We start from the raw sequence: 24,239 nt of genomic DNA, 5'->3' as shown, positions 1-24,239 counted from the left end.
TAGTGTGAACTATCTCCTACCCGATTGTGACTATGAAAATTCAAACTGACATAACTATTCTTTAATTCGATGAGAAGACGTAAACGGAAGTTTTCAAAGTTCCGGAAACCGTAAGCAGTCTTTTTAATGGCTTTGATCTTGTTGTTTGTTCCTTCCACGGGTCCATTAGAAAAGGTCGTCTGAAAGCTGTTCTTGATTTCTTGTAGATGTTTACGCAAGGTACGATTAGTTTTTTTGATGGGCTCAGGCATGCCTGCAGCTGAACGTGTTAGACTTTCTAAGAGCCTTGGATCTCGCTGATGGACAGCTTGTAAAAGTGTTTGATAATAAACGTAAGCTTGTCGCAAAGCGGAGGACATGTTTAATAAACGCTCCACAATATCCTGTTCACATAACTGCATATTACGAAAGTTTCTGCTTTTACGATAGGTTTTAAAATCAAGTTTGGTCGAGTCTTTAGTTAACGATTTCCAATAATGTTTCAAAGCACGTGCGTTGTGCGAACCCTGTCCCGCCTGTTTCATGGTTTGTGTCCGAACTAAGTTTAAGGCCCGATAAGCTTGGGTTACGACATGGAAGCGGTCGGCAATGATCAGCGCTTGCGGAAAGATCTCATGGATCAAGGATCGATAAGGCGAGTACAGATCAACTGTGACCGTTTGGACTGCCCAGCGAGCTTGACGGTCATATTGTAAAAAGTAACTTCGTAAGTATGTATTATGCCGAGAACGCACGATATCTAACGTGCGGCGTGTCGCAATGTCCATGACAATGATACTCATGCCGCTACTAGAAAAGTTGCCCGCTTTAAAGTCGTCAAAAGCGATATTTTGCGGTAAGAAATGATGATTGGGCCTTAAGTAAGTTGAGAGCTCTTGCGCAAAGCGCATCACTGTCATTCCAGAGATCCCAAAATCAGCGGCAATATCTTTTTGTGAGATATTCTGGTCTAATTTAGAAATAGCCTGATATTTAACGGCTTGTGAGATTTGGTCGTTAGCCTTGACGTCCTTGATCTCCGCAAGTTTTGTAATAGTTTTAGGGCAGGCAGCTGAAGCCGGGCAGAGATATTTTTGTTTGCGGATCGAAAAAACATTTGTGATCCCACCCGAAGGCAAACCGAGCATCTCAACGGTTTTAAAACCGTTGTAGCGCATTTTTTGACCACAAACTGGGCAAGCACAAGGATAAGATTGCCGCAAATGGATCTTGCGGACTTTTTTATGCTGGTAAAATCCTGCAGCTATCACTTTATTCTTATATTTTGGATCAAATTCCAGGTGTGAGTCTTTAATTCCCAATAGATCCAGTGTACAATTCTTCATGTAGGACATTCCTTTCAGTGTAGGGATTATTTCTTTGAGATGAAGTGTGTCTCCATCTCTATTTTTTTATCATAAAACAAAATTGGTACTGAGAGAAGATTTTTCTATCAGTACCAAATATTATAGAACCAAAAAGGTAATGTGTATATGCTGTTGCCATAACATCGTAATGGTCTTAAAATCTGTTGTCGTGTTTTTCCACCAAATTAATACGATTATTTTCTTCAACGTCTTCTTGTTCTGTAGAACTGTTTAAATCAACTTGTACAATGATCGTAACAATATTTTTCTTTGTGCTTGAAATTAGTGCTTCTGCTAAATGTCCTATTTGGTTTTGAATAGTTTCGGCTAAAAAGCCTGCCTCTAACAAATAGTTGGCTGACTTGTCAACCTTTTGCCGCGTTTCAATAATTGTTCCAGACAGTTCAAATGTTTGTGTGTTTCTTTTGGATTTGATGCGTTCTAAATTGCCCCAACCGGCTTCTTTAAAAAAAACAGCTATTTCTTCATCTTTTGTTAAGACAAATTCACGAGCGATTTTTTTGCCTGCCCAGTATAAAATATTACCATCTTTGCCGACTAAAGCAGGGATCAATTCATCACGTAAAAGGGTGGTGGGGAAACTTCTTGTATCTGATGAAACATCGAAAAATTTTTTTGACATGGATTTTTACTCCTTTAAATTTCTAAAGTATATTATACATACATTTTTTCTTTGAAACCAAAAAAAATTTAACTTTGAAAAAAATATAGTATTTTGTTGTGAATGGTGGTAATTTTGACAATTATTTGGGATAATTAATTAGGAAAAACTATTTGTTGGAGGGATATATGTGGACACAATACTAATTGCGACAGCTAATCCAGGAAAAGCTGCGGAATATCGAAAAATTTTCGAGAAGAAGGGTGTTACTGTTAAAACTTTGGCAGATCTTGAAAACAATTATGAGATCGAAGAAAATGGGCAGACTTTCCAAGAAAATGCCTTGATCAAGGCCAACACGCTGATGTCTGCACTAGGTATCCCGGTTTTGGCTGATGATTCCGGTTTGATAGTGGATGCTTTAAATGGAAGACCTGGTATCCATTCAGCGCGTTATGCTGGTGATCATGATGATGAGGCTAATAAGAGAAAGTTGTTGACTGAGTTACAAGGTATTCCTTATGAGAAAAGAACTGCACGTTTCCATTGCTCGATAGTGGCAGTACGTCCTGAAGTTAAACCCTTGAGTGTTACAGGAGAAGTCGAGGGTTTAATTTTATTTAAGGAGCAAGGTACAGACGGTTTTGGTTATGACCCCTTATTTTATTACCCACCTTTGAATAAATCATTTGCTGAGCTGACTATGGAGAAGAAAAATAAAGTTAGCCATCGTGGGCATGCGGTCGAAAAATTACAAGAAGTTTTTGATGAGTGGTGGCAAGATTAGAGTCATTATCTTTTATTGTAAACTAAATAAAAAAACGCTTTTTATAAAAATATTCTAAAATTGGTTTGACAATTGCCGTCTATCATGTATAATTAAAAGAGTAATTTTGCCCGTTGGTCAAATTGGTTAAGACGTCGCCCTCTCAAGGCGGAGTTACGGGTTCGATCCCCGTACGGGTGATTATGGCAAGATACGAGTTAAGAGAATGCTTGTAAATCAAATTTTGCAGGCGTTCTTTCTTTTTATCATCAATTATATAATAACTGGTTATCATCGACTGATTTAGGTTATAATAGTCAATGATAAGACGAATTGCCAGGAAAATATCACCAAGGAGGGTTCAAACTTGCTCAAAAAAACAAAACATTTCTTGCGTGCAAACAAGATCCCGTATACTAAAGAGCACGTTAATCCATTGATGGTACCTGAAAGGGTCTATGTTTTGAACTTTGGTCAAGATGCTGAAGGTCATTATTTGAACAGATTTATTGTCGAACATACCTACACATGGACTGGTCGAATCAAAATTAACCAGATCACTTTGCGTTTGCATGGACAAGTTCATCCGCACGTTTTTAAAAATGAACATGAGTTGTTACATTATCTTAAAAAGCATACGGATCAGCTAACTAAAGCCCTTGATCAAGGTAAATAGTGGATTTTATTTTTATATATGGTTTTCTTCATTAGGTGTTATTGTAAAAAAATTTAAATTCAGCTTGACAAATTTTTATATTTACAGTAAACTAATGGAGTTGAGTTATTGGGCATTCGCCAAACTGGTAAGGCAGTGGACTCTGAATCCATAATTTACAGGTTCGAGACCTGTATGCCCAATATTAAGCTTTTAATATCCCTCAAATCTTCGTATGCCGTTGATTTGGGGTTTTTTAATTATAGCAATTTATTAGTATTGATATATTTTTCGTGGGTCTTTTCATAGTGTGCAAGCAATGTTTTGCCGCATACTGTCGTATAATTTATTTTGGTTCTTTATCAAGTGGTACTGATGAAATGAATTATTAAAAATAATAAGCAATTGGTCTACTTGGTCAAGCTGCTTGTTCCTGAATGGAATGAGCAGCTTTTTTAAGGTGCGCCCGGCATGGGCAGTAACTAGGCGGTGTAAGTCCGCTGTGAGCCGTAGTGGCCGGTATCACGAGTCGAAGACAAGGGTGTCTATCGTGAGGTAGAATCTGAAGGAAGTCCTAGACGAAACATCGAATCGATGAACAAGAAGTGGCTAAAAGGCTGGAAACGGTGGGATGAGATTGCCTAACAAATCGAAGTCCCTGACCACTCGAAACCGTCACAGTAAAGCCAACGGTTTGATGCGAAAGCTACTGCTCTTACCCGGGGAGGTCTGTCATGGTAGTTCTCTCAAGCTGGAAGTTATTTCTGGCAGGAACAGGCTCAATAGTAATGTTGAGTTGTCCATGACAGAAGTCAGCCGAGGCCATAGTAGCCAGTAATGGTGAAGGGCTGAACAACAATAATTTTGATTCATCCTGGAGGTGGAAACAATACGACAATCGCAGAAAACAGAAAATAAAGCTGACTACCTGCGGAGGGTAACCCTGGAAGGGTCAGAGCAAACAGGAGCGCGTAGCGTTGTTTCTGGTGAAAAGAGAACTCAAAATGGCTTATTACGTGAGAAGGTCTTAGACCGGAATAATTTAAATCGGGCCTTTGTCCATGTCAAGCGTAATAAAGGGGCTGGAGGAATTGACGGCATGTCCGTTGAGGAACTTGGCCCATACTTGAAAGAGAATAACGTAAAACTAATCGAGGCCTTGCGAACCGAAAGCTATGAACCCCAACCTGTCAAACGAGTTGAGATTCCTAAGCCAGATGGTTCGAAACGTCAGTTAGGAATCCCAACGGTCGTTGACCGTGTGGTTCAACAGGCGTTACAACAGCAACTGTCTCCTATTTTTGAAAAAGTATTCTCAGATAATAGTTATGGTTTTCGACCACACCGCAGTGCACAAAGTGCTGTGAAAAAGGTGGTTGCTTATTATAATCAGGGTTATCACTACGTGGTCGACCTTGATTTAAAGTCCTATTTTGACAATGTGAACCATGATTTACTAATTAAATTTGTTGAAAATTACATTAGTGAGCCATGGGTCTTGCATTTGATTCGTAAGTTCTTGACGAGTGGTGTGATGAATGGTCGATTTTTCGAGAAGTCCGCTAAAGGTACACCGCAAGGTGGCAATATTTCACCATTACTAGCAAATATTTATCTGAACGAGCTGGACAAAGAATTGACCAGAAGAGGACATAAATTTGTACGCTATGCGGATGACTGTAATATCTATGTTAAAAGTAAGCGTGCGGGTGAACGGGTTCTCAAAAGCATCACCCAGTTTTTAGAAAAGGAACTCAAAGTTGAAGTGAATGCAGAAAAGACGCAAGTCGGTTCTCCACTAAGACTGAAGTTTCTAGGTTTTTCTCTGGGTGTGGGACGCAATAGCGCCTACCCGCGTCCTCATCAAAAACCTAAACAGAGAATTAAACAGGAATTGACAAGAATCACCAAGAGAAGCCGAGGCGTCAGCCTTGATAGGATTCTGCATGAAATTAAGCAGAAAATGCAGGGCTGGATCCAGTATTATTCCATTGGGAAGATGAAAATCTTTCTCCAACAACTAGACAAATGGTTGCGCTCGCGCATCCGCCAGTATATCTGGAAACAGTGGAAGAATATCGGAACCCGTTATAAAGCATTGATTAAACTAGGCTTGACACCCAAACAGGCGAAAATCTACGTCAATACTCGTAAGGGATACTGGCGCAACGCGCACAGTAAAACACTGTTGATGACCATAACTAATAAAAGACTGGCACAGCGTGGGCTAATAAATCTGTCCAAACTGTACCAGTCTATTCAAGCAAAAGCTTAAGTTGTTGAACCGCCGTATACGGTTCCGTACGTACGGTGGTGTGGGAGGTCGATAGTGTGAACTATCTCCTACCCGATTGCGCCCGGCATGGGCAGTAACTAGGCGGTGTAAGTCCGCTGTGAGCCGTAGTGGCCGGTATCACGAGTCGAAGACAAGGGTGTCTATCGTGAGGTAGAATCTGAAGGAAGTCCTAGACGAAACATCGAATCGATGAACAAGAAGTGGCTAAAAGGCTGGAAACGGTGGGATGAGATTGCTTAACAAATCGAAGTCCCTGACCACTCGAAACCGTCACAGTAAAGCCAACGGTTTGATGCGAAAGCTACTGCTCTTACCCGGGGAGGTCTGTCATGGTAGTTCTCTCAAGCTGGAAGTTATTTCTGGCAGGAACAGGCTCAATAGTAATGTTGAGTTGTCCATGACAGAAGTCAGCCGAGGCCATAGTAGCCAGTAATGGTGAAGGGCTGAACAACAATAATTTTGATTCATCCTGGAGGTGGAAACAATACGACAATCGCAGAAAACAGAAAATAAAGCTGACTACCTGCGGAGGGTAACCCTGGAAGGGTCAGAGCAAACAGGAGCGCGTAGCGTTGTTTCTGGTGAAAAGAGAACTCAAAATGGCTTATTACGTGAGAAGGTCTTAGACCGGAATAATTTAAATCGGGCCTTTGTCCATGTCAAGCGTAATAAAGGGGCTGGAGGAATTGACGGCATGTCCGTTGAGGAACTTGGCCCATACTTGAAAGAGAATAACGTAAAACTAATCGAGGCCTTGCGAACCGAAAGCTATGAACCCCAACCTGTCAAACGAGTTGAGATTCCTAAGCCAGATGGTTCGAAACGTCAGTTAGGAATCCCAACGGTCGTTGACCGTGTGGTTCAACAGGCGTTACAACAGCAACTGTCTCCTATTTTTGAAAAAGTATTCTCAGATAATAGTTATGGTTTTCGACCACACCGCAGTGCACAAAGTGCTGTGAAAAAGGTGGTTGCTTATTATAATCAGGGTTATCACTACGTGGTCGACCTTGATTTAAAGTCCTATTTTGACAATGTGAACCATGATTTACTAATTAAATTTGTTGAAAATTACATTAGTGAGCCATGGGTCTTGCATTTGATTCGTAAGTTCTTGACGAGTGGTGTTATGAATGGTCGATTTTTCGAGAAGTCCGCTAAAGGTACACCGCAAGGTGGCAATATTTCACCATTACTAGCAAATATTTATCTGAACGAGCTGGACAAAGAATTGACCAAAAGAGGACATAAATTTGTACGCTATGCGGATGACTGTAATATCTATGTTAAAAGTAAGCGTGCGGGTGAACGGGTTCTCAAAAGCATCACCCAGTTTTTAGAAAAGGAACTCAAAGTTGAAGTGAATGCAGAAAAGACGCAAGTCGGTTCTCCACTAAGACTGAAGTTTCTAGGTTTTTCTCTGGGTGTGGGACGCAATAGCGCCTACCCGCGTCCTCATCAAAAACCTAAACAGAGAATTAAACAGGAATTGACAAGAATCACCAAGAGAAGCCGAGGCGTCAGCCTTGATAGGATTCTGCATGAAATTAAGCAGAAAATGCAGGGCTGGATCCAATATTATTCCATTGGGAAGATGAAAACCTTTCTCCAACAACTAGACAAATGGTTGCGCTCGCGCATCCGCCAGTATATCTGGAAACAGTGGAAGAATATCGGAACCCGTTATAAAGCATTGATTAAACTAGGCTTGACACCCAAACAGGCGAAAATCTACGTCAATACTCGTAAGGGATACTGGCGCAACGCGCACAGTAAAACACTGTTGATGACCATAACTAATAAAAGACTGGCACAGCGTGGGCTAATAAATCTGTCCAACTGTACCAGTCTATTCAAGCAAAAGCTTAAGTTGTTGAACCGCCGTATACGGTTCCGTACGTACGGTGGTGTGGGAGGTCGATAGTGTGAACTATCTCCTACCCGATTGTGACTATGAAAATTCAAACTGACATAACTATTCTTTAATTCGATGAGAAGACGTAAACGGAAGTTTTCAAAGTTCCGGAAACCGTAAGCAGTCTTTTTAATGGCTTTGATCTTGTTGTTTGTTCCTTCCACGGGTCCATTAGAAAAGGTCGTCTGAAAGCTGTTCTTGATTTCTTGTAGATGTTTACGCAAGGTACGATTAGTTTTTTTGATGGGCTCAGGCATGCCTGCAGCTGAACGTGTTAGACTTTCTAAGAGCCTTGGATCTCGCTGATGGACAGCTTGTAAAAGTGTTTGATAATAAACGTAAGCTTGTCGCAAAGCGGAGGACATGTTTAATAAACGCTCCACAATATCCTGTTCACATAACTGCATATTACGAAAGTTTCTGCTTTTACGATAGGTTTTAAAATCAAGTTTGGTCGAGTCTTTAGTTAACGATTTCCAATAATGTTTCAAAGCACGTGCGTTGTGCGAACCCTGTCCCGCCTGTTTCATGGTTTGTGTCCGAACTAAGTTTAAGGCCCGATAAGCTTGGGTTACGACATGGAAGCGGTCGGCAATGATCAGCGCTTGCGGAAAGATCTCATGGATCAAGGATCGATAAGGCGAGTACAGATCAACTGTGACCGTTTGGACTGCCCAGCGAGCTTGACGGTCATATTGTAAAAAGTAACTTCGTAAGTATGTATTATGCCGAGAACGCACGATATCTAACGTGCGGCGTGTCGCAATGTCCATGACAATGATACTCATGCCGCTACTAGAAAAGTTGCCCGCTTTAAAGTCGTCAAAAGCGATATTTTGCGGTAAGAAATGATGATTGGGCCTTAAGTAAGTTGAGAGCTCTTGCGCAAAGCGCATCACTGTCATTCCAGAGATCCCAAAATCAGCGGCAATATCTTTTTGTGAGATATTCTGGTCTAATTTAGAAATAGCCTGATATTTAACGGCTTGTGAGATTTGGTCGTTAGCCTTGACGTCCTTGATCTCCGCAAGTTTTGTAATAGTTTTAGGGCAGGCAGCTGAAGCCGGGCAGAGATATTTTTGTTTGCGGATCGAAAAAACATTTGTGATCCCACCCGAAGGCAAACCGAGCATCTCAACGGTTTTAAAACCGTTGTAGCGCATTTTTTGACCACAAACTGGGCAAGCACAAGGATAAGATTGCCGCAAATGGATCTTGCGGACTTTTTTATGCTGGTAAAATCCTGCAGCTATCACTTTATTCTTATATTTTGGATCAAATTCCAGGTGTGAGTCTTTAATTCCCAATAGATCCAGTGTACAATTCTTCATGTAGGACATTCCTTTCAGTGTAGGGATTATTTCTTTGAGATGAAGTGTGTCTCCATCTCTATTTTTTTATCATAAAACAAAATTGGTACTGAGAGAAGATTTTTCTATCAGTACCAAATATTATAGAACACGCGTGGTGCTAGTTCGTAACATTCAACTATTTAGTACAAAATTTTACAAAAAAAGCCCAACAAGGTTAGACTCTTAAGTGACTTAAACAAAGGAGACCTGATCTTGTTGGACCACTTAAAGTTTAAACAAAAACGACATAATTTACAAGTCAATTTAGCTCAACTTAAAGTTCTTTGTGCTGAGCTTTATCAAAAATACTGCCCGCGCTATATTTCGCAACGCCGTAACACCACTAATTCTCGTGTTTCTGATGTGCAGATCTTAGCCTTACTGTGTTTACAGGTCATTACACAGATGCACTCCCAGCGTAAATTCTTTGCCTGGGCACAGACCTTCATCCCACATCAATTGAACATTGAGCGCTCCCGTTTTAACCGACGAGCACAACGTCTTCTCCCAGTGGTCATGGCCATGCGGCAGGGGTTGACTCGCGACTATGCGCAAACAGGACAGTTTGCGATCATTGATAGTTTGCCTAACCCTTTATGCCAAAAAGTTAGAAATAAGCGGGCCAAGGTTTTCCGCGGCATAGCTGACCTAGGCTACAATGCGACCAAAGACATGTATTTTTACGGGTTTAAGACTCATTTTGAGACCTCGCTCAGCGGTTATATCTTAAATTACACTGTCACCGAGGCCTCTAAACATGACACCCAAGCGGCGTCAACTTTGATCGCAGGCTGTCCGTGTCCCTTTGTTTTAGCGGATGTCGGTTATGTGGGACAGCCCTTACAAGAAGATTTTGGCGAGCTAGGTTATGAGCTCTGGACACCTTACCGTTCAAACATGAAAGGAGCCAAACAGCACAATGTTCCGGCTTTGAAAGATCTCCGGCGCACGATCGAATCCCGTTTCTCGATCCTAGTTGAAGATTATGGGATCGAAAAAAACCTCACGCGGTCAGTGGTAGGCTTTTGGTTAAAAATCGAATTGACCGTCTTTATTTATAATTTAGGCTTTTTTGATTTTACAGAAAATAGAATTATTACGAACTAGCACCACGCGTATAGAACCTTTATTTTCAACAGATGCATTTTACCAATAGTTCGCTGGAATTTAATGTCCCACAATAGGGTAACAAGTACGGGTTAAAAAAGTGAGTGTCCTGAAAGTAATTGTTAATGAAATAAAAGGGTGTCGTCTGTAGAACATGGGAATAGTACAAGATAATGGATGACAAGAATTTAAAAAAGATTTATGGACTTTCATTTGGTATGGTATCTGGGTTGTTCTATACATTTGGTTACAAATGTATGGTGGTATACAGAGGTAGGAGAGAAAACATATTATTTCCTGAATTATTCATACTTTTCCCTTAAGGACTACTTTTTGTTGTTGTCATGCTAGTTCGCATCTTTTTCGTTTTTCACCTGTTGGGTGTACAAAAAGAGCACATCCTGTGCTATTGTTAAGTCGTTGAAAACCACAAAGAACAGGAGTGCTCCTTATGTCAACTTTACATCATGAAAAACTTTTATTCAATGACCAGATCAACATTTCTAATGACGGTGGTGAGTTAGCGAACGATGCCGGAACTTTATTAATTGCTGAATTTCTGCACCAAATTCACTTTGACCAGCTCTTAGAAGATAACTTGCATTTTAAAGATGACCGTAAATATTGTACCTTTCCCTTGAACAATTTATTTAAGCAGTTGCTGTTGCAATTGCTGGCAGGATACTGCCAAGATCAGTCGGCTAATACCTTGTCACACGCCGTTGATTTTAAGCTGGTCTTGTCTCAAGCGGTCGCTTCCCAGCCGACACTTTCACGCTTTATCAATCACATTTCAGCGTCTGGGCTCTTTTCAGTCAAATCATTGCTCGGCTCGGTAGCTCACTTTGTTCTTGGGCAGCTAAATCAACATCAGCTGATCCTTGATCTAGATTCGACACATGCCGATACGTTTGGTGACCAAGAAAAGAGTGCTTATAACGGTCACTACCAGACCAACGGTTATCATCCTTTACTAGCCTTTGATGCTTTATCGGGCTGCTTGTTGAATGCTCAATTACGCCCCGGCAATCGCTATACTTCCCAAGGTGCGACTAAATTTTTATTACGGAGCTTACGGGCCTATGACGGATCTTCCCTGGATGTCTTAGTGCGAGGAGATTCTGGTTTCGCAGCTCCAGGGATCTACCATGCGTGTGATAAAAAGCAGGCTAAGTTCGTGATTCGTTTAAAAGCGAACTACCAGCTCCAAAGTCGGGCTGAAAACCTGATCCAAGTGGGTGACCAGGACTTCACCGAAGCTGAAGTCCAATGGCATGTCCTGCGAGACTATTGTCCTCAAAGTTGGTCACGACCTTATCGTGTGATTATTAAATCAACGCGGCCGGCGGGCAACTTTCTGTTTGACCATGAGTTTATCGTGACCAACTTGGAAGAATTAAGCGGTCCACAAGTCTTTGCCCTCTATCACCAACGCGGTTCCATGGAAGACTTGATCAAAGAAGTTAAACGTGGCTTTCACTTTGATAAAACGGACAGTTCTAGTTTTGAGGCCAATGAGTTCCGGATGCTGGTAGCTGGGGTCGCTTATAATATACTGCAAGCCATGAAGAACTTAGTTTTACCAACAAAGCTTAAACACGCTCAGGTCGGGACGATCCGTTTTAAATTACTCCATGTGGCAGCTAAGGTCACGCACCATGCGCGTCAAATCTGGGTCCATTTATCTCAGACCAATGTGTTCGATAAATTATTTTGGCAGACACTGTTCAAGATTCAAAATCTAAAAATATATCCGCTGTGAACTCACAAAATAAAAAATGTTTTTCTTAGGGAAAGGGTGAAGTCTGTCCTTTTTTAAACAGTCCGACAACAAAACTAACAAAAAGCTGTTTTTTTTACACACTAAAGTAACTTTGCACAAAGTTTTAACTGCAACGAAAAGTATGAATAATTCAAAAGTATGAATAATTCAGGTATTTGATAGTTTTACAGGGAGTGTCAAGAAGTTTGTGTAAAAAGGGATTGCCCTTTCTCCATAAAATTAAATCTTTTCAGTCGAAAAGTGATTCTAATGTATCCTTAACTTGTCCGAATCCACGATGAATTCGATTAAAGTTCTTTTCGTTGTAACTAATTACTTGCACTCCAATGAAATTGTCTAATGATTTTTCATTGGGAAACTGTTCTTTTGCTTTAGTCTTGCGTTTAATCTTTTTATTTAGCGATTCTATAATATTTGTTGAATAAATGGTTGGGCGTATTGCGGCTGGAAAAGCCAAAAAAGCTAATAATTCCTTTTCAATTGACCTAATGTGACTAATCAGATTTGTGTATTGCTTTTCCCAAGTACTATAAAAATCGGCAAGCATTTTATGAGCTTCAGTTTTATTAGTTACCGAATGAAGCTGTTTGAAATCATTTAAAATGACCTCACGGTCTTTTAAACGGACATGTGTACTAATATTACGCATAACATGAACTAAACATCTTTGAAATTTTGCTTTAGGAAAAGCATGTAACAGCGCTGGTTGAAGTCCGACCATTCCGTCCGCAATAATTAATTGAACCTGTTTAAGCCCTCGCTGCTTAAGATCTGCTGCCATTTCCGACCAGACTTCAGCATTTTCACTGGGTGCAATGCGATAATCAAGAACTTCCTTAATTCCAGTGGGTGTAATTCCTAAGGCAATATAAACCGCTTCTCTTTGAACTGTGTCACGACGCAAAGGTAAATAAGTTGCATCTAAGAATAAGCAAACATAGTTTGCTTTAATGGTTCGTTGATGAAAAGCTTCAATCTGCTCAGTTACTTGAGCAGTAATGTTAGAAACAGTTGTAGCTGAATAATAAGAACCATACATTTTCTCAATCAAATCAGCGATTTCACGAGTGGTAACACCTTTAGAGTAAAGTTGAATAATTGTAGTTTCTAAAGCATCTTGACGACGAGAATAAGCTGGAAGTAAATGATTATGAAACTTGCCTTGTCGGTCACGCGGCACAGCAATTTTCAACTTACCATATTCGGAATCAATTAACCGAAAGTATTGACCATTCCGATAATTGTTAGCCTTAAAACCATTACGTTCATAAGGATCATAACCGAGTAACGAAGTTAACTCAGCTTGTAAGATTTGATTAATAGCTTTTTCAAGTTGTTGGCGAAAAAGTTCTTTAACATCGCCATTTGATAATAGAGTTTTGGTTAAATCTTTGGTAAACTGTTCCATGGGGAATCCCTCCGTTTTGGTTTGGTTTGACGATTTAATCATACGGGGAAGGGATTCCCTTTTCAATAGGATTTTATTTATTTACACAAACTATTTTATACTCTCGTTTTACAAGAACGCCGTTTTTTTTCATGATTTGCGATGGTACTTTTAAATTTAAAAAAGCAACTTCTCAAATATCAATGTTAATGGTCCACTAAATCAAGATAATTATTCACCATTACAATCCTGAAAAAAACTGCTCTGCTTTAGTTTCACTGATGTGACTACTAAGTCTTTTAAAAGGATATCGCTATTGAGTTAAAATTTTTAAAGAGCTTTTGGTCTAGAAGATATATTTGTTTTCGTAGTGCGGTTGACTCTTTATTTTTGAAAAAAATGAAATTACTTTTTTTATTTAAAGTGAAAAGAAAAACCAAAAAAGTTGTCAAAGCTGGTTGTCTAAAAGTGCTAATTTTAAATTAACTTAACAAAAATGAATTTAGTTTGCTTTGATTTAATTATATCGATGTTGTAGATTTACTAATGTGGTATACTTGTGACATTAGATTTGAATTAACTTTTGAAAAATTCACATTGAATAGTTATAAAAGAAGCAAGATCGTTTGAGGAGGGGTTCTAGTGTCAGACTTAAAAGTAAATGTTAAAGATTTAAATAAAAGTTATGGTGATAATCACGTTTTGAAAGGAATAAACTTTTCTGTCAAAAATAATGAAGTAGTGGTTGTTATTGGCCCTTCCGGTTCAGGAAAAAGTACTTTATTACGCTGTTTAAACAAGCTTGAAGATCCTACTTCCGGTTCGATTGAGATTGACGGAGTGGATATTAGTGAACCTAAGGTCGATATTGATAAAGCTCGAGAAAATATAGGCATGGTTTTTCAACACTTTAATTTGTTTAATAATTTAACGGTTGGTGAAAATATTAAACTTGCTCCAACTCAATTAGGTAAAGAAACTAGTGAAGAAGCACAGAAGACCGCTAAAGATTTATTAGAAACTGTTGGATTGTCCGACAAATTTGATGCTATGCCAGCCTCACTTTCTGGTGGTCAAAAACAACGGGTAGCAATCGCTCGTGCCTTAGCAATGAATCCTGATATTATGCTTTTTGATGAACCTACATCAGCGCTTGATCCTGAAATGGTGGGTGATGTGCTAGCTGTAATGAAGAAATTAGCTAAAGATGGAATGACAATGGTAGTTGTTACTCATGAGATGGGTTTTGCCAAGGAAGTGGCAGATCGAGTGGTATTTATGGATGATGGTCGAGTTTTGGAAGAAGGGACTCCTCAGCAAATCTTTGAGGATCCTTCCAATGAAAGAACTAAAGTATTCCTTGAAAAAGTGATCGATGTGTAAGCAACTTTTTTGCTACACATTTTGCTAAATAATCTGTATGATTTTAGTCTTGTGATAGATATTATTCAAAGTGGGGGAAATTGAAATGCTGAAAGTAATTCTAGTGATGCATGATGTAGAACATAATGATTACTATCGGATGAACAAGACATATTTTGAAAGTATGCCAGTTGCCGGACAGTACATTTATAATACTGATGCAAATGCATATTTAGTTGAAGAAGTTGTTTCATTTGCAGGTTATGTTTCGAGTAAAGGGGCAATCGCTGTTATAGTTGTGACGCCTGCTGATAAGGACCAGCCAGTTGGTCAAATTTATGGACTTGATATTGGAGAAGATTTGGATGATTAACTAACCATCCATACTTAAGAGGAGAAAATGGGGACAACACATTTTTATTTAGTACGACATGGACAGACTCAAGTAAATCGTCTTGTGCGTTTGCAAGGAACGACTGATTCTGCCCTGACAGTTCGGGGGATAAGGGATGCGAGGAAACTTGGGCGCCGTTTAGCTGATGTCGAATTCAGCGCGGTCTTTGCGAGTAACTTGCGTCGCACACAAGAAACTGCAAATAATATCATCCAAATGAATGAATTTCCAGACCCGCCAAGCTTTTATTTGAGTGATCTTAGGGAGTTTGATTTTGGACAATATGAAGAAGCTAGAAAAAGAACTCTGATACCTAACGCGATGCGTGCGTTAGGTCCCTTTCAGATTTTACGAACGGCTTTTGGCAAACATCATGCGAATGGTTTAGTTGATTTGTTTGATCGGATGTCAAATGATGCGCCATTGGAGTCCAGTGCCGACTTAAGTCAACGGATGACACATACTCTAGAAGCAATTGCTAGAGCCTATGGTGGTGCTGATCGCAATATTTTGATCGTGACACATGGCTTGCTTTTATCTTCCTTTATCGAAAGCTTGAATGGCAGTGTACCACTATTGTTGGTCAAAAATACTAACGTAGTGCGTGTTGATTATGAGCAGGAAAAATTTGTTATTAAAACTACTAATTTTGCTGGAAAAAAGAAGTGATGTTTTTGAACCCAAAGACAACAAAGTTACTACACGATTTAGCTGAAAAGAGGATAGTGCCGGGCGTTTCTTACTCAATGATCCATCAGGGAAAGCTGCAGTCGGAAGTTTTTGGTGAAAAAGAAATTTTCCCTAGACATGAGAAACTCGTGCCAGGGCTGTTATACGATGTCGCTTCATTGACAAAAGTCGTTTGTACGACCCCAATGATTTTAAAGTTGCTCGAGGAACAAAGACTTTCTTTAGATCAGCCAATTGCTCAGCTCCTACCTTGTTTTACAGACCAACGTGTCACTTTACGGCACTTATTGACACACACTTCAGCAATTACTGGGTATATCAAGGATCGTGATCAACTAAATGCAACAGAGTTATTAACTGCAATTTACGAACAAATGCATGTTGGTGACTGGTTGGGTGAAAAGGTAGTTTATACAGATATTAATATGATATTACTGGGACAGATCATTGAGAAATTTTATCATTTGCCTGTCCAAACGGTCTTCAAAAATGAAGTTCTTAAGCCTTTGAAATTAAATGAAAGCACTTTTGAACCCAGCAAGCAATATTGTGTTCCAACTGCTGTTGATCCTATCAGAGGGTTGATCAAGGGAGAGGTACATGATCCGAAGGCGTATGTCTTGGGTAAGCATTGTGCTTCTGCCGGTTTGTTCATGACACTCAATGATTTAACTAAGTATGTTTCTTGGCTTTTGGGTCAGTTCGGAACGCTTCCGCTACTGTCTGATCAAACAGTAGTTTCTTTGTTCGCAGACTATACGCCAAATAAAACGGGGCATCGTTCGTTAGGCTTTGATCTGTGTGATACTCCAGATGGACGAGCATGTTTATATCACACTGGGTACACAGGGACTTTTATTTTGATCGATAGGTTAAAGCAAGACGCACTGGTAGTTTTAACAAACCGCGTACATCCGCGGCAACAAAATAGCCGTTATCTGCAAGCACGGGATCAGTTGATCAAAACTTATCTTAAAGAAAAATAATAATGGGTCTAAACTTTTTAGTGTTGATGAGCGTTCATCAGCACTATTTTTGTACAAAAAAGGACATCATTTGTCCTCATATGCTACGATTAAAGCGACAAAACCAAATCAAAGCGAGGTATAAATGATGTCCCAAACTGATTCTATCCTAAATTTACTCAATATCCAAGACCCAAATATCAAAATTTCAGCTTGTACTGATTTTTCACAGGCCGGAGTTCACGAAAAACTGCTTTCAGCTACGCTGACTTACCCCGTCGAACGCTGTGTTAATTGTGGTTCCACGAATATCGTTCAGAATGGGACCCGCCTGACCAAGATGAGACTACCCAGCCTAGGTGAACAACCGCTCCGCATGAACTTGCGCAAACAGCGTTATCTGTGCCGAACTTGCCACCATACTTTTAGCGCGCAGACGCAGCTCGCTCCACCTCGGCACTCGATCACCCGCCAAGCAGTCCACGAAATCGCGACTTTGGCTAAAAACTCACTGACAGTCAAGACGATCAGCCAGACCGTGGGAATCTCAGCTTCCTCGGTTCAACGGATCTTGTATAAGGATCAGCGAGCTTTAGTAACGCCCAAAGAGCTGCCGACAGCTCTCAGTTTTGACGAATTTCGTTCAACTAAGAACTGCTTTTCTTTTATCTGCATTGACGCAAAAACCCATGATTTGGTCACCTTATTGCCAGATCGTCTCTCGCAGACGATCCGCGAGTATTTCACCAATACTTATACACTTTCTGAGCGTCAAAAAGTTCAACTGGTGACCATGGATCTGAATGCGCAGTATCAGACTTTCGTCCGTCGTCTTTTTCCTAACGCACTGATCGTCTTTGACCGTTTCCATATTGTTCAGTTAGCGGGTCGGGCACTTGACCATGAACGGCTGCGTGTTTTAAAAGGGATCAACGACCACCACGACCGCAACTATAAAGTTTTAAAAAGCAACTGGCGCTTATTCCACTTAGCTGAAAATCAACTTGAGACCTCCCAGGTTAAATATTATCGGGGATTAAATGAATACACGACTGCCCAAAATGTGGTCGATCTGGGACTCAAGAATTTTCCACAGTTCGCAGAAAACTATCAGACCTATCAAACGATCTTAACCTTTATTCGCAACCGCGATCGGGCTACTTTACAACAATTAGTTATGAACTACCGTCCCAATGGTACTGAAATGGATACCGTCATGAGGACCATTCAAAAGAACTACTTAGGGATCAGGAACGCTTGTCTCTATGACTACTCTAATGGGCCGTTAGAGGGGATCAATCGCAAGATCAAAGAACTTAAACGTAGCTGTTACGGATTCAGTAACTTAAGGCATTTCTTTATCCGCATCAAATTGATCCATGCCTAAGATAAAAAATTTAGGTCAACACTGTGGGAGGCAGGTGCGGGCCCATTTCGCTACGCTTCGGACCCGCACCTGCCTCCCAACCCAAACACTTTAATCTAGCTATGGCAGTAAAAAAAGAACCCTACCATAAAGATAGAGTTCTATGGGCCATCAACACTATTTGACAAAGTCCCATAATAATTTGTGAGTTGATATTTCCGTCTAGCAAATGGGATATCGACTTTTTTCATTCTGTCAAATTTTGCTTCATTAAATGTCAAAAAGGTTGGAGACATAAAAGAGCAATACTGCTTTATTAGGTTGTCAAAACTTTCACATACGGTTAAAATAAAGTTGAAACAAAAAAGGAGCGAATCAATTTGACTGAACCATTGTTTTTACAACCTTATTTTCAAGAAAAAATCTGGGGTGGCTCACGGTTGGCTAGTGAATATGGTTATGATATTCCTAGCGATCATACTGGCGAATGCTGGGCAATTTCAGGTCACTCACATGGTCCCGCGACCGTTATCAATGGCCCGTACAAGGGGAAGACTGTAACTGAACTGTGGGATCAACACCGGGAATTATTCGGTGATGCCAAAGGGGACGTCTTTCCTTTACTCACGAAGATCTTAGATGCTCGTGAAGATCTTTCAGTTCAGGTTCATCCGGATGATGCTTATGCAAAAGAACATGAAGGAGAACTAGGTAAAACTGAGTGCTGGTACGTTTTAGCCGCCGAGCCTGGCGCAGAAATGATTTATGGACACCATGCGCAGACTAAGGCTGAGTTAACTGAAATGATTGAAAATCAGCAGTGGGATAAGCTGTTTAGACATGTACCGGTCAAGCCGGGTGACTTCTTGTATGTTCCTAGCGGCACGATCCATGCAATTGGTAAGGGGATCATGGTTTTAGAAACACAGCAGAGCAGTGATACTACTTATCGCTTGTATGACTTTGACCGTGTTGACAAAAAAACTGGTAAGAAAAGAGAGCTGCATTTAAAACAATCGATTGATTGTACGAATGTACCGTTTACAGAGCCTAAACTAAACCGCAAAGACTATACAGTTGGTGATGCGCAGGTCACTCGTTTTGTTTCTACTAAGTTTTTTGCTGTTTACAAATGGAGCTTGACTGGTGGAACTGCGGTTTTCAAGAGACAAGAGGCACCCTATACTTTGGTTTCAGTTCTTGATGGTCAAGGTGAGATCAAAATAGATGGCCAAAGCTATCCAATCAAAAAAGGTGTTCATTTTATTTTGCCATCTGCTGTCAAAGAATGGCAATTGAATGGCAATTTAACTATCATTGCTTCTGAACCCGGACAAGAAGCATAAAAAAGAACCCTACCATAAAGATAGAGTTCTAAGGACTATCAACACAATATGACAAAGTCCCAAAAAGCATGGATCGATCTTGATCCGTGCTTTTTTTAAGTGCGCCCGGCATGGGTAGTAACTAGGCGGTGTAAGTCCGCTGTGAGCCGTAGTGGCCGGTATCACGAGTCGAAGACAAGGGTGTCTATCGTGAGGTAGAATCTGAAGGAAGTCCTAGACGAAACATCGAATCGATGAACAAGAAGTGGCTAAAAGGCTGGAAACGGTGGGATGAGATTGCTTAACAAATCGAAGTCCCTGACCACTCGAAACCGTCACAGTAAAGCCAACGGTTTGATGCGAAAGCTACTGCTCTTACCCGGGGAGGTCTGTCATGGTAGTTCTCTCAAGCTGGAAGTTATTTCTGGCAGGAACAGGCTCAATAGTAATGTTGAGTTGTCCATGACAGAAGTCAGCCGAGGCCATAGTAGCCAGTAATGGTGAAGGGCTGAACAACAATAATTTTGATTCATCCTGGAGGTGGAAACAATACGACAATCGCAGAAAACAGAAAATAAAGCTGACTACCTGCGGAGGGTAACCCTGGAAGGGTCAGAGCAAACAGGAGCGCGTAGCGTTGTTTCTGGTGAAAAGAGAACTCAAAATGGCTTATTACGTGAGAAGGTCTTAGACCGGAATAATTTAAATCGGGCCTTTGTCCATGTCAAGCGTAATAAAGGGGCTGGAGGAATTGACGGCATGTCCGTTGAGGAACTTGGCCCATACTTGAAAGAGAATAACGTAAAACTAATCGAGGCCTTGCGAACCGAAAGCTATGAACCCCAACCTGTCAAACGAGTTGAGATTCCTAAGCCAGATGGTTCGAAACGTCAGTTAGGAATCCCAACGGTCGTTGACCGTGTGGTTCAACAGGCGTTACAACAGCAACTGTCTCCTATTTTTGAAAAAGTATTCTCAGATAATAGTTATGGTTTTCGCCCACACCGCAGTGCACAAAGTGCTGTGAAAAAGGTGGTTGCTTATTATAATCAGGGTTATCACTACGTGGTCGACCTTGATTTAAAGTCCTATTTTGACAATGTGAACCATGATTTACTAATTAAATTTGTTGAAAATTACATTAGTGAGCCATGGGTCTTGCATTTGATTCGTAAGTTCTTGACGAGTGGTGTTATGAATGGTCGATTTTTCGAGAAGTCCGCTAAAGGTACACCGCAAGGTGGCAATATTTCACCATTACTAGCAAATATTTATCTGAACGAGCTGGACAAAGAATTGACCAAAAGAGGACATAAATTTGTACGCTATGCGGATGACTGTAATATCTATGTTAAAAGTAAGCGTGCGGGTGAACGGGTTCTCAAAAGCATCACCCAGTTTTTAGAAAAGGAACTCAAAGTTGAAGTGAATGCAGAAAAGACGCAAGTCGGTTCTCCACTAAGACTGAAGTTTCTAGGTTTTTCTCTGGGTGTGGGACGCAATAGCGCCTACCCGCGTCCTCATCAAAAACCTAAACAGAGAATTAAACAGGAATTGACAAGAATCACCAAGAGAAGCCGAGGCGTCAGCCTTGATAGGATTCTGCATGAAATTAAGCAGAAAATGCAGGGCTGGATCCAATATTATTCCATTGGGAAGATGAAAACCTTTCTCCAACAACTAGACAAATGGTTGCGCTCGCGCATCCGCCAGTATATCTGGAAACAGTGGAAGAATATCGGAACCCGTTATAAAGCATTGATTAAACTAGGCTTGACACCCAAACAGGCGAAAATCTACGTCAATACTCGTAAGGGATACTGGCGCAACGCGCACAGTAAAACACTGTTGATGACCATAACTAATAAAAGACTGGCACAGCGTGGGCTAATAAATCTGTCCAAACTGTACCAGTCTATTCAAGCAAAAGCTTAAGTTGTTGAACCGCCGTATACGGTTCCGTACGTACGGTGGTGTGGGAGGTCGATAGTGTGAACTATCTCCTACCCGATTAAGTTGGTTTAATTTCTAAAGCTTCCTGCTTTGAAAAATCAGCATCAGGATATTTTCTTTTAAGAGCTGTCAACAGCATTTTTTTTGCTAGTTCTCCGTTTCTGGCTAAAATCGGGCCATGAAAGTAGGAACAGAAAATATTATTGTAAATGGCCCCTTCACCATCATCTTCGCCATTATTTCCATGACCAGATATAACTGTACCTAATGGACGTTCACCTTTTCCTAAATACGTGACGCCATTGTGGTTTTCAAACCCATGATATACATCACCAGATCCTTCATTTTTAATTGTAATATCTCCAATGAAGCGGTTGTTATCTTGACTGTTAGTATAGTGAGGCAAAGCTGAAATACCGGATATTTTTTGCCCGTCAGCTCCAATATAATATTTGCCCAACAATTGATATCCGCCACAGATCGCTAAGCCTGGACCACCGTCCTCGATAAAATCGGTCAATCCCTGTTTTTTATCCTGAATGTCTTTGGAAACGATCATTTGTTCGTAATCTTGGCCGCCGCCAAAGAAAAACATATCATAATCATCGGCTTTAAAAGGTGTGTTTAATGAAACAACTTTAACAGCGAGTTCAACATCCATTTGCTTGGCATAATATTGCAATGTCAAGATGTTGCCGATGTCTCCGTATGTGTTCAAAAGATCACCATAAAGGTGGGCCAGCTTCAATGAATATTCCATCAATCCATTCCTCCTTTAATGTAACCCTGTTGTGCTAACATTTTACGAAGCTGTAAAACAGCAGTATAAGTAGCTAAGACGTAAACATGTTTTGTTGGCATAGCTTTGATTTTTTTCAACACGGTTTCAAGATCTTCTTCTTGTTCAAAGTTTTTCTCAGGCACGCCGGCGACCCTTAATCTGAAAGTAATATCCTTATAGCGTTCGCCGCCGGTCAAGACAACAGGGATCCTGTCAAAAGGAAGATCTTCAAAACGCCCGTCCCAGATCCAACTGGTGTCGATCCCATCAGCATAATTTGAGTTTAACAAAATAGCCAGGGAGAAGGGTTCTTGGTCACTTTTGACCATCTGTAAAACTTGATCTAATCCGACTGGATTCTTAACTAAGATCAACGTGACTTCTTTGCCATTAACATTGATCACTTCTTGTCGTCCAAAAACTTTACTGTCGGGATCGCTAAGAGCTTGGACAGCTTTTTTTGGTTCAACACCTAAAAAAGCACCAATGGTATATGCTGCAAGTGCATTGTAAATATTGTAGGTCCCGCCGATATGGATCGTCATTTCATGACCATCGATCTCAAAAGTTGAAGATTGTGGTGTTTGTTTACTTAACTTATTAACTCGATACTGCAGTGTTGGCCGCTTAAAACCGCAATTAGGGCAGTAATATTTGCCAAGATTACTATAAACTAGATTTTTAAAATGTAAAATGTGCTGGCATTTAGGACACAATAAACCATCTGTGTTGGCCGGAGCCATTTGTTCCTGGTCATCTTGGTGGTCAAAGCCGTAATAGATCAGGGGGTTAGGCAGTTCTTTGCTGTTAAAGATCGGTGCATCTCCGTTTGCGATCACAGTTGCTTTTGGATGCATCCTGATCCCTTTTAAAATTTTTTCATAAGTTGTATAGATCTCGCCATAACGGTCCATTTGATCGCGAAAAAGATTAGTCAAAACAAACGCAGCCGGTCTGATATATTCTGAAATGATCGGGACATTAGCTTCGTCAGTTTCTAAAACTGCAATTTTTTTACCGTTCTTCCTTTTTTTGTTAGTCAAAAAGGCTGTGACGATCCCCTGTTTCATGTTAGATCCGCTGGGATTAGTCAAGATATTGCCATACTTTGCTTGTAGGACTTTAACTGTAAGTGCAGTTGTTAAAGTTTTTCCGTTCGTACCAGTGATGATCACGATCTCGTAATTTTTAGCCAAATCGCGTAAAACATCAGGGTCGATTGAAAGTGTTATTTTACCTGGTAATGAAGTTCCACCATGCATAAAATTGTGTAAGAACCAGTATGAAGATTTACCGGCTGCAATTGCTAACGAGCTTTTCAGCGTCATTTGTCTTTCCTCCACTTCCAAAATAATGTATCTTTACTTAAAAATAAGTACCATATGGTATCTTACCATAAATCAGTTAGGGTAATGCGGGCTTTTACTTTTTTTAAGTTTCTCGTATTTCTAGGGGCATTTTTACAGCAGTCAGTGATCTATTTTAAATGAAGAGATGAAATTTTTCTGAAAATCATTTATACTAAGGAATGAAGTTTTAGTTGGAGATGAAGCAGAGTGGCACAGTTATTTTTTCGCTATGGAGCGATGAACAGCGGCAAATCGATCGAAATCTTGAAAGTCGCACATAATTATGAAGAACAAAGTAAAAAAGTACTGATCTGTACCAGTGGGATCGATGACCGTGAAGGTGTAGGTTACATTGCGAGTCGGGTCGGGTTAAAAAGAACGGCTGTGCCTATTTTTGACGAAACAGATGTTTTTTCGTTAGTGAAAGATGGACATGAAAATATATCTTGTTTACTGATCGATGAGGCTCAATTTTTGAAAAAACATCATATTATTGAGCTGACTAAGATTGTTGATCAGTTGAAAATACCAGTCATCACATTTGGTTTAAAAAATGATTTCCGTAATGAACTTTTCGAGGGATCAAAGTATTTATTATTGTATGCAGATAAAATAGAAGAAATGAAAACTATTTGCTGGTTCTGCAATAAAAAAGCAATCATGAATTTACGCTTCAATAATGGTTCCCCTGTATATTCTGGTGAGCAGATCCTTATTGGAGGCAATGAGCAGTATTACCCTGTGTGTCGTAAACATTATTTTGATCCCCCAAAAGAAAATTAAGCCAATTGTTGAAAGACCTCATTTAAAAGCTGAAGATAAGTA

The 24,239-nt window shown here is 40.3% G+C and carries 18 protein-coding genes, 2 tRNA genes and 2 pseudogenes; 16 read left to right on the top strand and 6 right to left on the bottom strand.

The features are described 5' to 3' along the window. Positions 1–26: 26 nt before the first annotated feature. Positions 27–1,325 (bottom strand): annotated as a pseudogene (locus BQ5903_RS07570) (ISL3 family transposase); the annotation flags it as partial. 175 nt (positions 1,326–1,500) lie between these two features. Further along, positions 1,501–1,989 (bottom strand): YslB family protein, encoded by a 489-nt coding sequence (locus BQ5903_RS07565; protein ID WP_010499869.1) that lies wholly within the window; start codon positions 1,987–1,989, stop codon positions 1,501–1,503. A 169-nt stretch (positions 1,990–2,158) separates the two neighbouring features. Between BQ5903_RS07565 and BQ5903_RS07560 the strand changes: the two genes are divergently transcribed. The 6 genes from BQ5903_RS07560 to ltrA (BQ5903_RS07535) all read left to right on the top strand — a co-directional run bounded on the left by BQ5903_RS07560 (position 2,159) and on the right by ltrA (BQ5903_RS07535) (position 7,609). Further along, the gene (locus tag BQ5903_RS07560) at positions 2,159–2,755 is read left to right on the top strand and encodes an XTP/dITP diphosphatase (RefSeq protein ID WP_010499867.1); all 597 of its coding nucleotides are present in this window, start codon (positions 2,159–2,161) and stop codon (positions 2,753–2,755) included. Positions 2,756–2,862: 107 nt separating this feature from the next. Continuing rightward, a tRNA-Glu gene (locus tag BQ5903_RS07555) sits at positions 2,863–2,935 on the top strand. Positions 2,936–3,101: 166 nt separating this feature from the next. Continuing rightward, positions 3,102–3,410: a hypothetical protein gene (locus BQ5903_RS07550; RefSeq protein ID WP_010499866.1), complete on the top strand. Its 309-nt coding sequence runs from the start codon at positions 3,102–3,104 to the stop codon at positions 3,408–3,410. A gap of 109 nt (positions 3,411–3,519) precedes the next feature. After that, a tRNA-Gln gene (locus tag BQ5903_RS07545) sits at positions 3,520–3,592 on the top strand. Positions 3,593–4,278: 686 nt separating this feature from the next. Next, a complete protein-coding gene (ltrA, locus tag BQ5903_RS07540; RefSeq protein ID WP_079579310.1) occupies positions 4,279–5,664 on the top strand; it encodes a group II intron reverse transcriptase/maturase in 1,386 nt (461 codons plus the stop codon). A 505-nt stretch (positions 5,665–6,169) separates the two neighbouring features. Further along, a complete protein-coding gene (gene ltrA / locus BQ5903_RS07535; RefSeq protein ID WP_079579665.1) occupies positions 6,170–7,609 on the top strand; it encodes a group II intron reverse transcriptase/maturase in 1,440 nt (479 codons plus the stop codon). Positions 7,610–7,632: 23 nt separating this feature from the next. Here the strand turns inward: ltrA (BQ5903_RS07535) and BQ5903_RS07530 are convergent. Then, positions 7,633–8,931, bottom strand: a pseudogene (locus tag BQ5903_RS07530) (ISL3 family transposase); the annotation flags it as partial. Between the two features lie 234 nt (positions 8,932–9,165). On the opposite strand from BQ5903_RS07530, the gene BQ5903_RS07525 reads away from it, so the two are divergent. After that, the gene (locus tag BQ5903_RS07525) at positions 9,166–10,059 is read left to right on the top strand and encodes an IS982 family transposase (RefSeq protein WP_079578748.1); all 894 of its coding nucleotides are present in this window, start codon (positions 9,166–9,168) and stop codon (positions 10,057–10,059) included. A 451-nt stretch (positions 10,060–10,510) separates the two neighbouring features. Next, positions 10,511–11,821 carry an IS1380 family transposase gene (locus tag BQ5903_RS07520; protein ID WP_079578588.1) on the top strand — a complete coding sequence of 437 codons (1,311 nt, stop codon included), beginning with the start codon at positions 10,511–10,513 and terminating at the stop codon, positions 11,819–11,821. A 250-nt stretch (positions 11,822–12,071) separates the two neighbouring features. On the opposite strand, the gene BQ5903_RS07515 is transcribed toward BQ5903_RS07520, so the two are convergent. Beyond that, the gene (locus tag BQ5903_RS07515) at positions 12,072–13,250 is read right to left on the bottom strand and encodes an IS256 family transposase (protein ID WP_057785074.1); all 1,179 of its coding nucleotides are present in this window, start codon (positions 13,248–13,250) and stop codon (positions 12,072–12,074) included. A gap of 621 nt (positions 13,251–13,871) precedes the next feature. Here BQ5903_RS07515 and BQ5903_RS07510 point away from each other — a divergent pair. From BQ5903_RS07510 to ltrA (BQ5903_RS07480), 7 genes are all read left to right on the top strand, one after another. Then, positions 13,872–14,612 (top strand): amino acid ABC transporter ATP-binding protein, encoded by a 741-nt coding sequence (locus BQ5903_RS07510; protein ID WP_079579265.1) that lies wholly within the window; start codon positions 13,872–13,874, stop codon positions 14,610–14,612. 85 nt (positions 14,613–14,697) lie between these two features. After that, a complete protein-coding gene (locus tag BQ5903_RS07505) occupies positions 14,698–14,964 on the top strand; it encodes a hypothetical protein (protein ID WP_010499528.1) in 267 nt (88 codons plus the stop codon). Positions 14,965–14,991: 27 nt separating this feature from the next. Next, on the top strand, positions 14,992–15,654 hold the full coding sequence (locus BQ5903_RS07500; protein ID WP_010499526.1) for a histidine phosphatase family protein: 663 nt from the start codon (positions 14,992–14,994) through the stop codon (positions 15,652–15,654). Between the two features lie 5 nt (positions 15,655–15,659). After that, positions 15,660–16,661: a serine hydrolase domain-containing protein gene (locus tag BQ5903_RS07495; protein WP_029605717.1), complete on the top strand. Its 1,002-nt coding sequence runs from the start codon at positions 15,660–15,662 to the stop codon at positions 16,659–16,661. 124 nt (positions 16,662–16,785) lie between these two features. Next, positions 16,786–18,027: an ISL3 family transposase gene (locus BQ5903_RS07490; RefSeq protein WP_079579264.1), complete on the top strand. Its 1,242-nt coding sequence runs from the start codon at positions 16,786–16,788 to the stop codon at positions 18,025–18,027. A 359-nt stretch (positions 18,028–18,386) separates the two neighbouring features. Beyond that, the gene (gene manA / locus BQ5903_RS07485; protein ID WP_010499521.1) at positions 18,387–19,352 is read left to right on the top strand and encodes a mannose-6-phosphate isomerase, class I; all 966 of its coding nucleotides are present in this window, start codon (positions 18,387–18,389) and stop codon (positions 19,350–19,352) included. Positions 19,353–19,880: 528 nt separating this feature from the next. Then, positions 19,881–21,266 (top strand): group II intron reverse transcriptase/maturase, encoded by a 1,386-nt coding sequence (gene ltrA, locus BQ5903_RS07480; RefSeq protein ID WP_079579635.1) that lies wholly within the window; start codon positions 19,881–19,883, stop codon positions 21,264–21,266. A gap of 76 nt (positions 21,267–21,342) precedes the next feature. Here the strand turns inward: ltrA (BQ5903_RS07480) and BQ5903_RS07475 are convergent, their stop codons facing one another. Beyond that, positions 21,343–22,044: a type 1 glutamine amidotransferase gene (locus BQ5903_RS07475; RefSeq protein ID WP_079579263.1), complete on the bottom strand. Its 702-nt coding sequence runs from the start codon at positions 22,042–22,044 to the stop codon at positions 21,343–21,345. Beyond that, positions 22,044–23,393, bottom strand: a complete 1,350-nt coding sequence (locus BQ5903_RS07470) for a Mur ligase family protein (RefSeq protein ID WP_010499511.1) — start codon at positions 23,391–23,393, stop codon at positions 22,044–22,046. Before BQ5903_RS07470 ends, BQ5903_RS07475 begins: the two co-directional genes overlap by 1 nt. Positions 23,394–23,621: 228 nt before the next feature. Here BQ5903_RS07470 and BQ5903_RS07465 point away from each other — a divergent pair, with 228 nt between their 5' ends. Beyond that, positions 23,622–24,197, top strand: coding sequence for a thymidine kinase (locus BQ5903_RS07465; RefSeq protein WP_056988077.1), 576 nt, complete (start codon positions 23,622–23,624; stop codon positions 24,195–24,197). Positions 24,198–24,239: the final 42 nt, after the last annotated feature.

This window comes from Ligilactobacillus acidipiscis (genome assembly GCF_900116935.1).
Lineage (GTDB): Bacteria > Bacillota > Bacilli > Lactobacillales > Lactobacillaceae > Ligilactobacillus > Ligilactobacillus acidipiscis.
This window is presented reverse-complemented; position numbering and strand designations above follow the sequence as displayed.

Bases quoted from the DNA above. Each gene is read 5' to 3' on its own strand.
- BQ5903_RS07505 (WP_010499528.1), top strand. From the start codon at position 14,698: ATGCTGAAAGTAATTCTAGTGATGCATGATGTAGAACATAATGATTAC.
- BQ5903_RS07475 (WP_079579263.1), bottom strand. From the start codon at position 22,044: ATGGAATATTCATTGAAGCTGGCCCACCTTTATGGTGATCTTTTGAAC.
- BQ5903_RS07490 (WP_079579264.1), top strand. From the start codon at position 16,786: ATGATGTCCCAAACTGATTCTATCCTAAATTTACTCAATATCCAAGAC.
- BQ5903_RS07500 (WP_010499526.1), top strand. From the start codon at position 14,992: ATGGGGACAACACATTTTTATTTAGTACGACATGGACAGACTCAAGTA.
- BQ5903_RS07565 (WP_010499869.1), bottom strand. From the start codon at position 1,989: ATGTCAAAAAAATTTTTCGATGTTTCATCAGATACAAGAAGTTTCCCC.
- BQ5903_RS07520 (WP_079578588.1), top strand. From the start codon at position 10,511: ATGTCAACTTTACATCATGAAAAACTTTTATTCAATGACCAGATCAAC.
- BQ5903_RS07515 (WP_057785074.1), bottom strand. From the start codon at position 13,250: ATGGAACAGTTTACCAAAGATTTAACCAAAACTCTATTATCAAATGGC.
- BQ5903_RS07470 (WP_010499511.1), bottom strand. From the start codon at position 23,393: ATGACGCTGAAAAGCTCGTTAGCAATTGCAGCCGGTAAATCTTCATAC.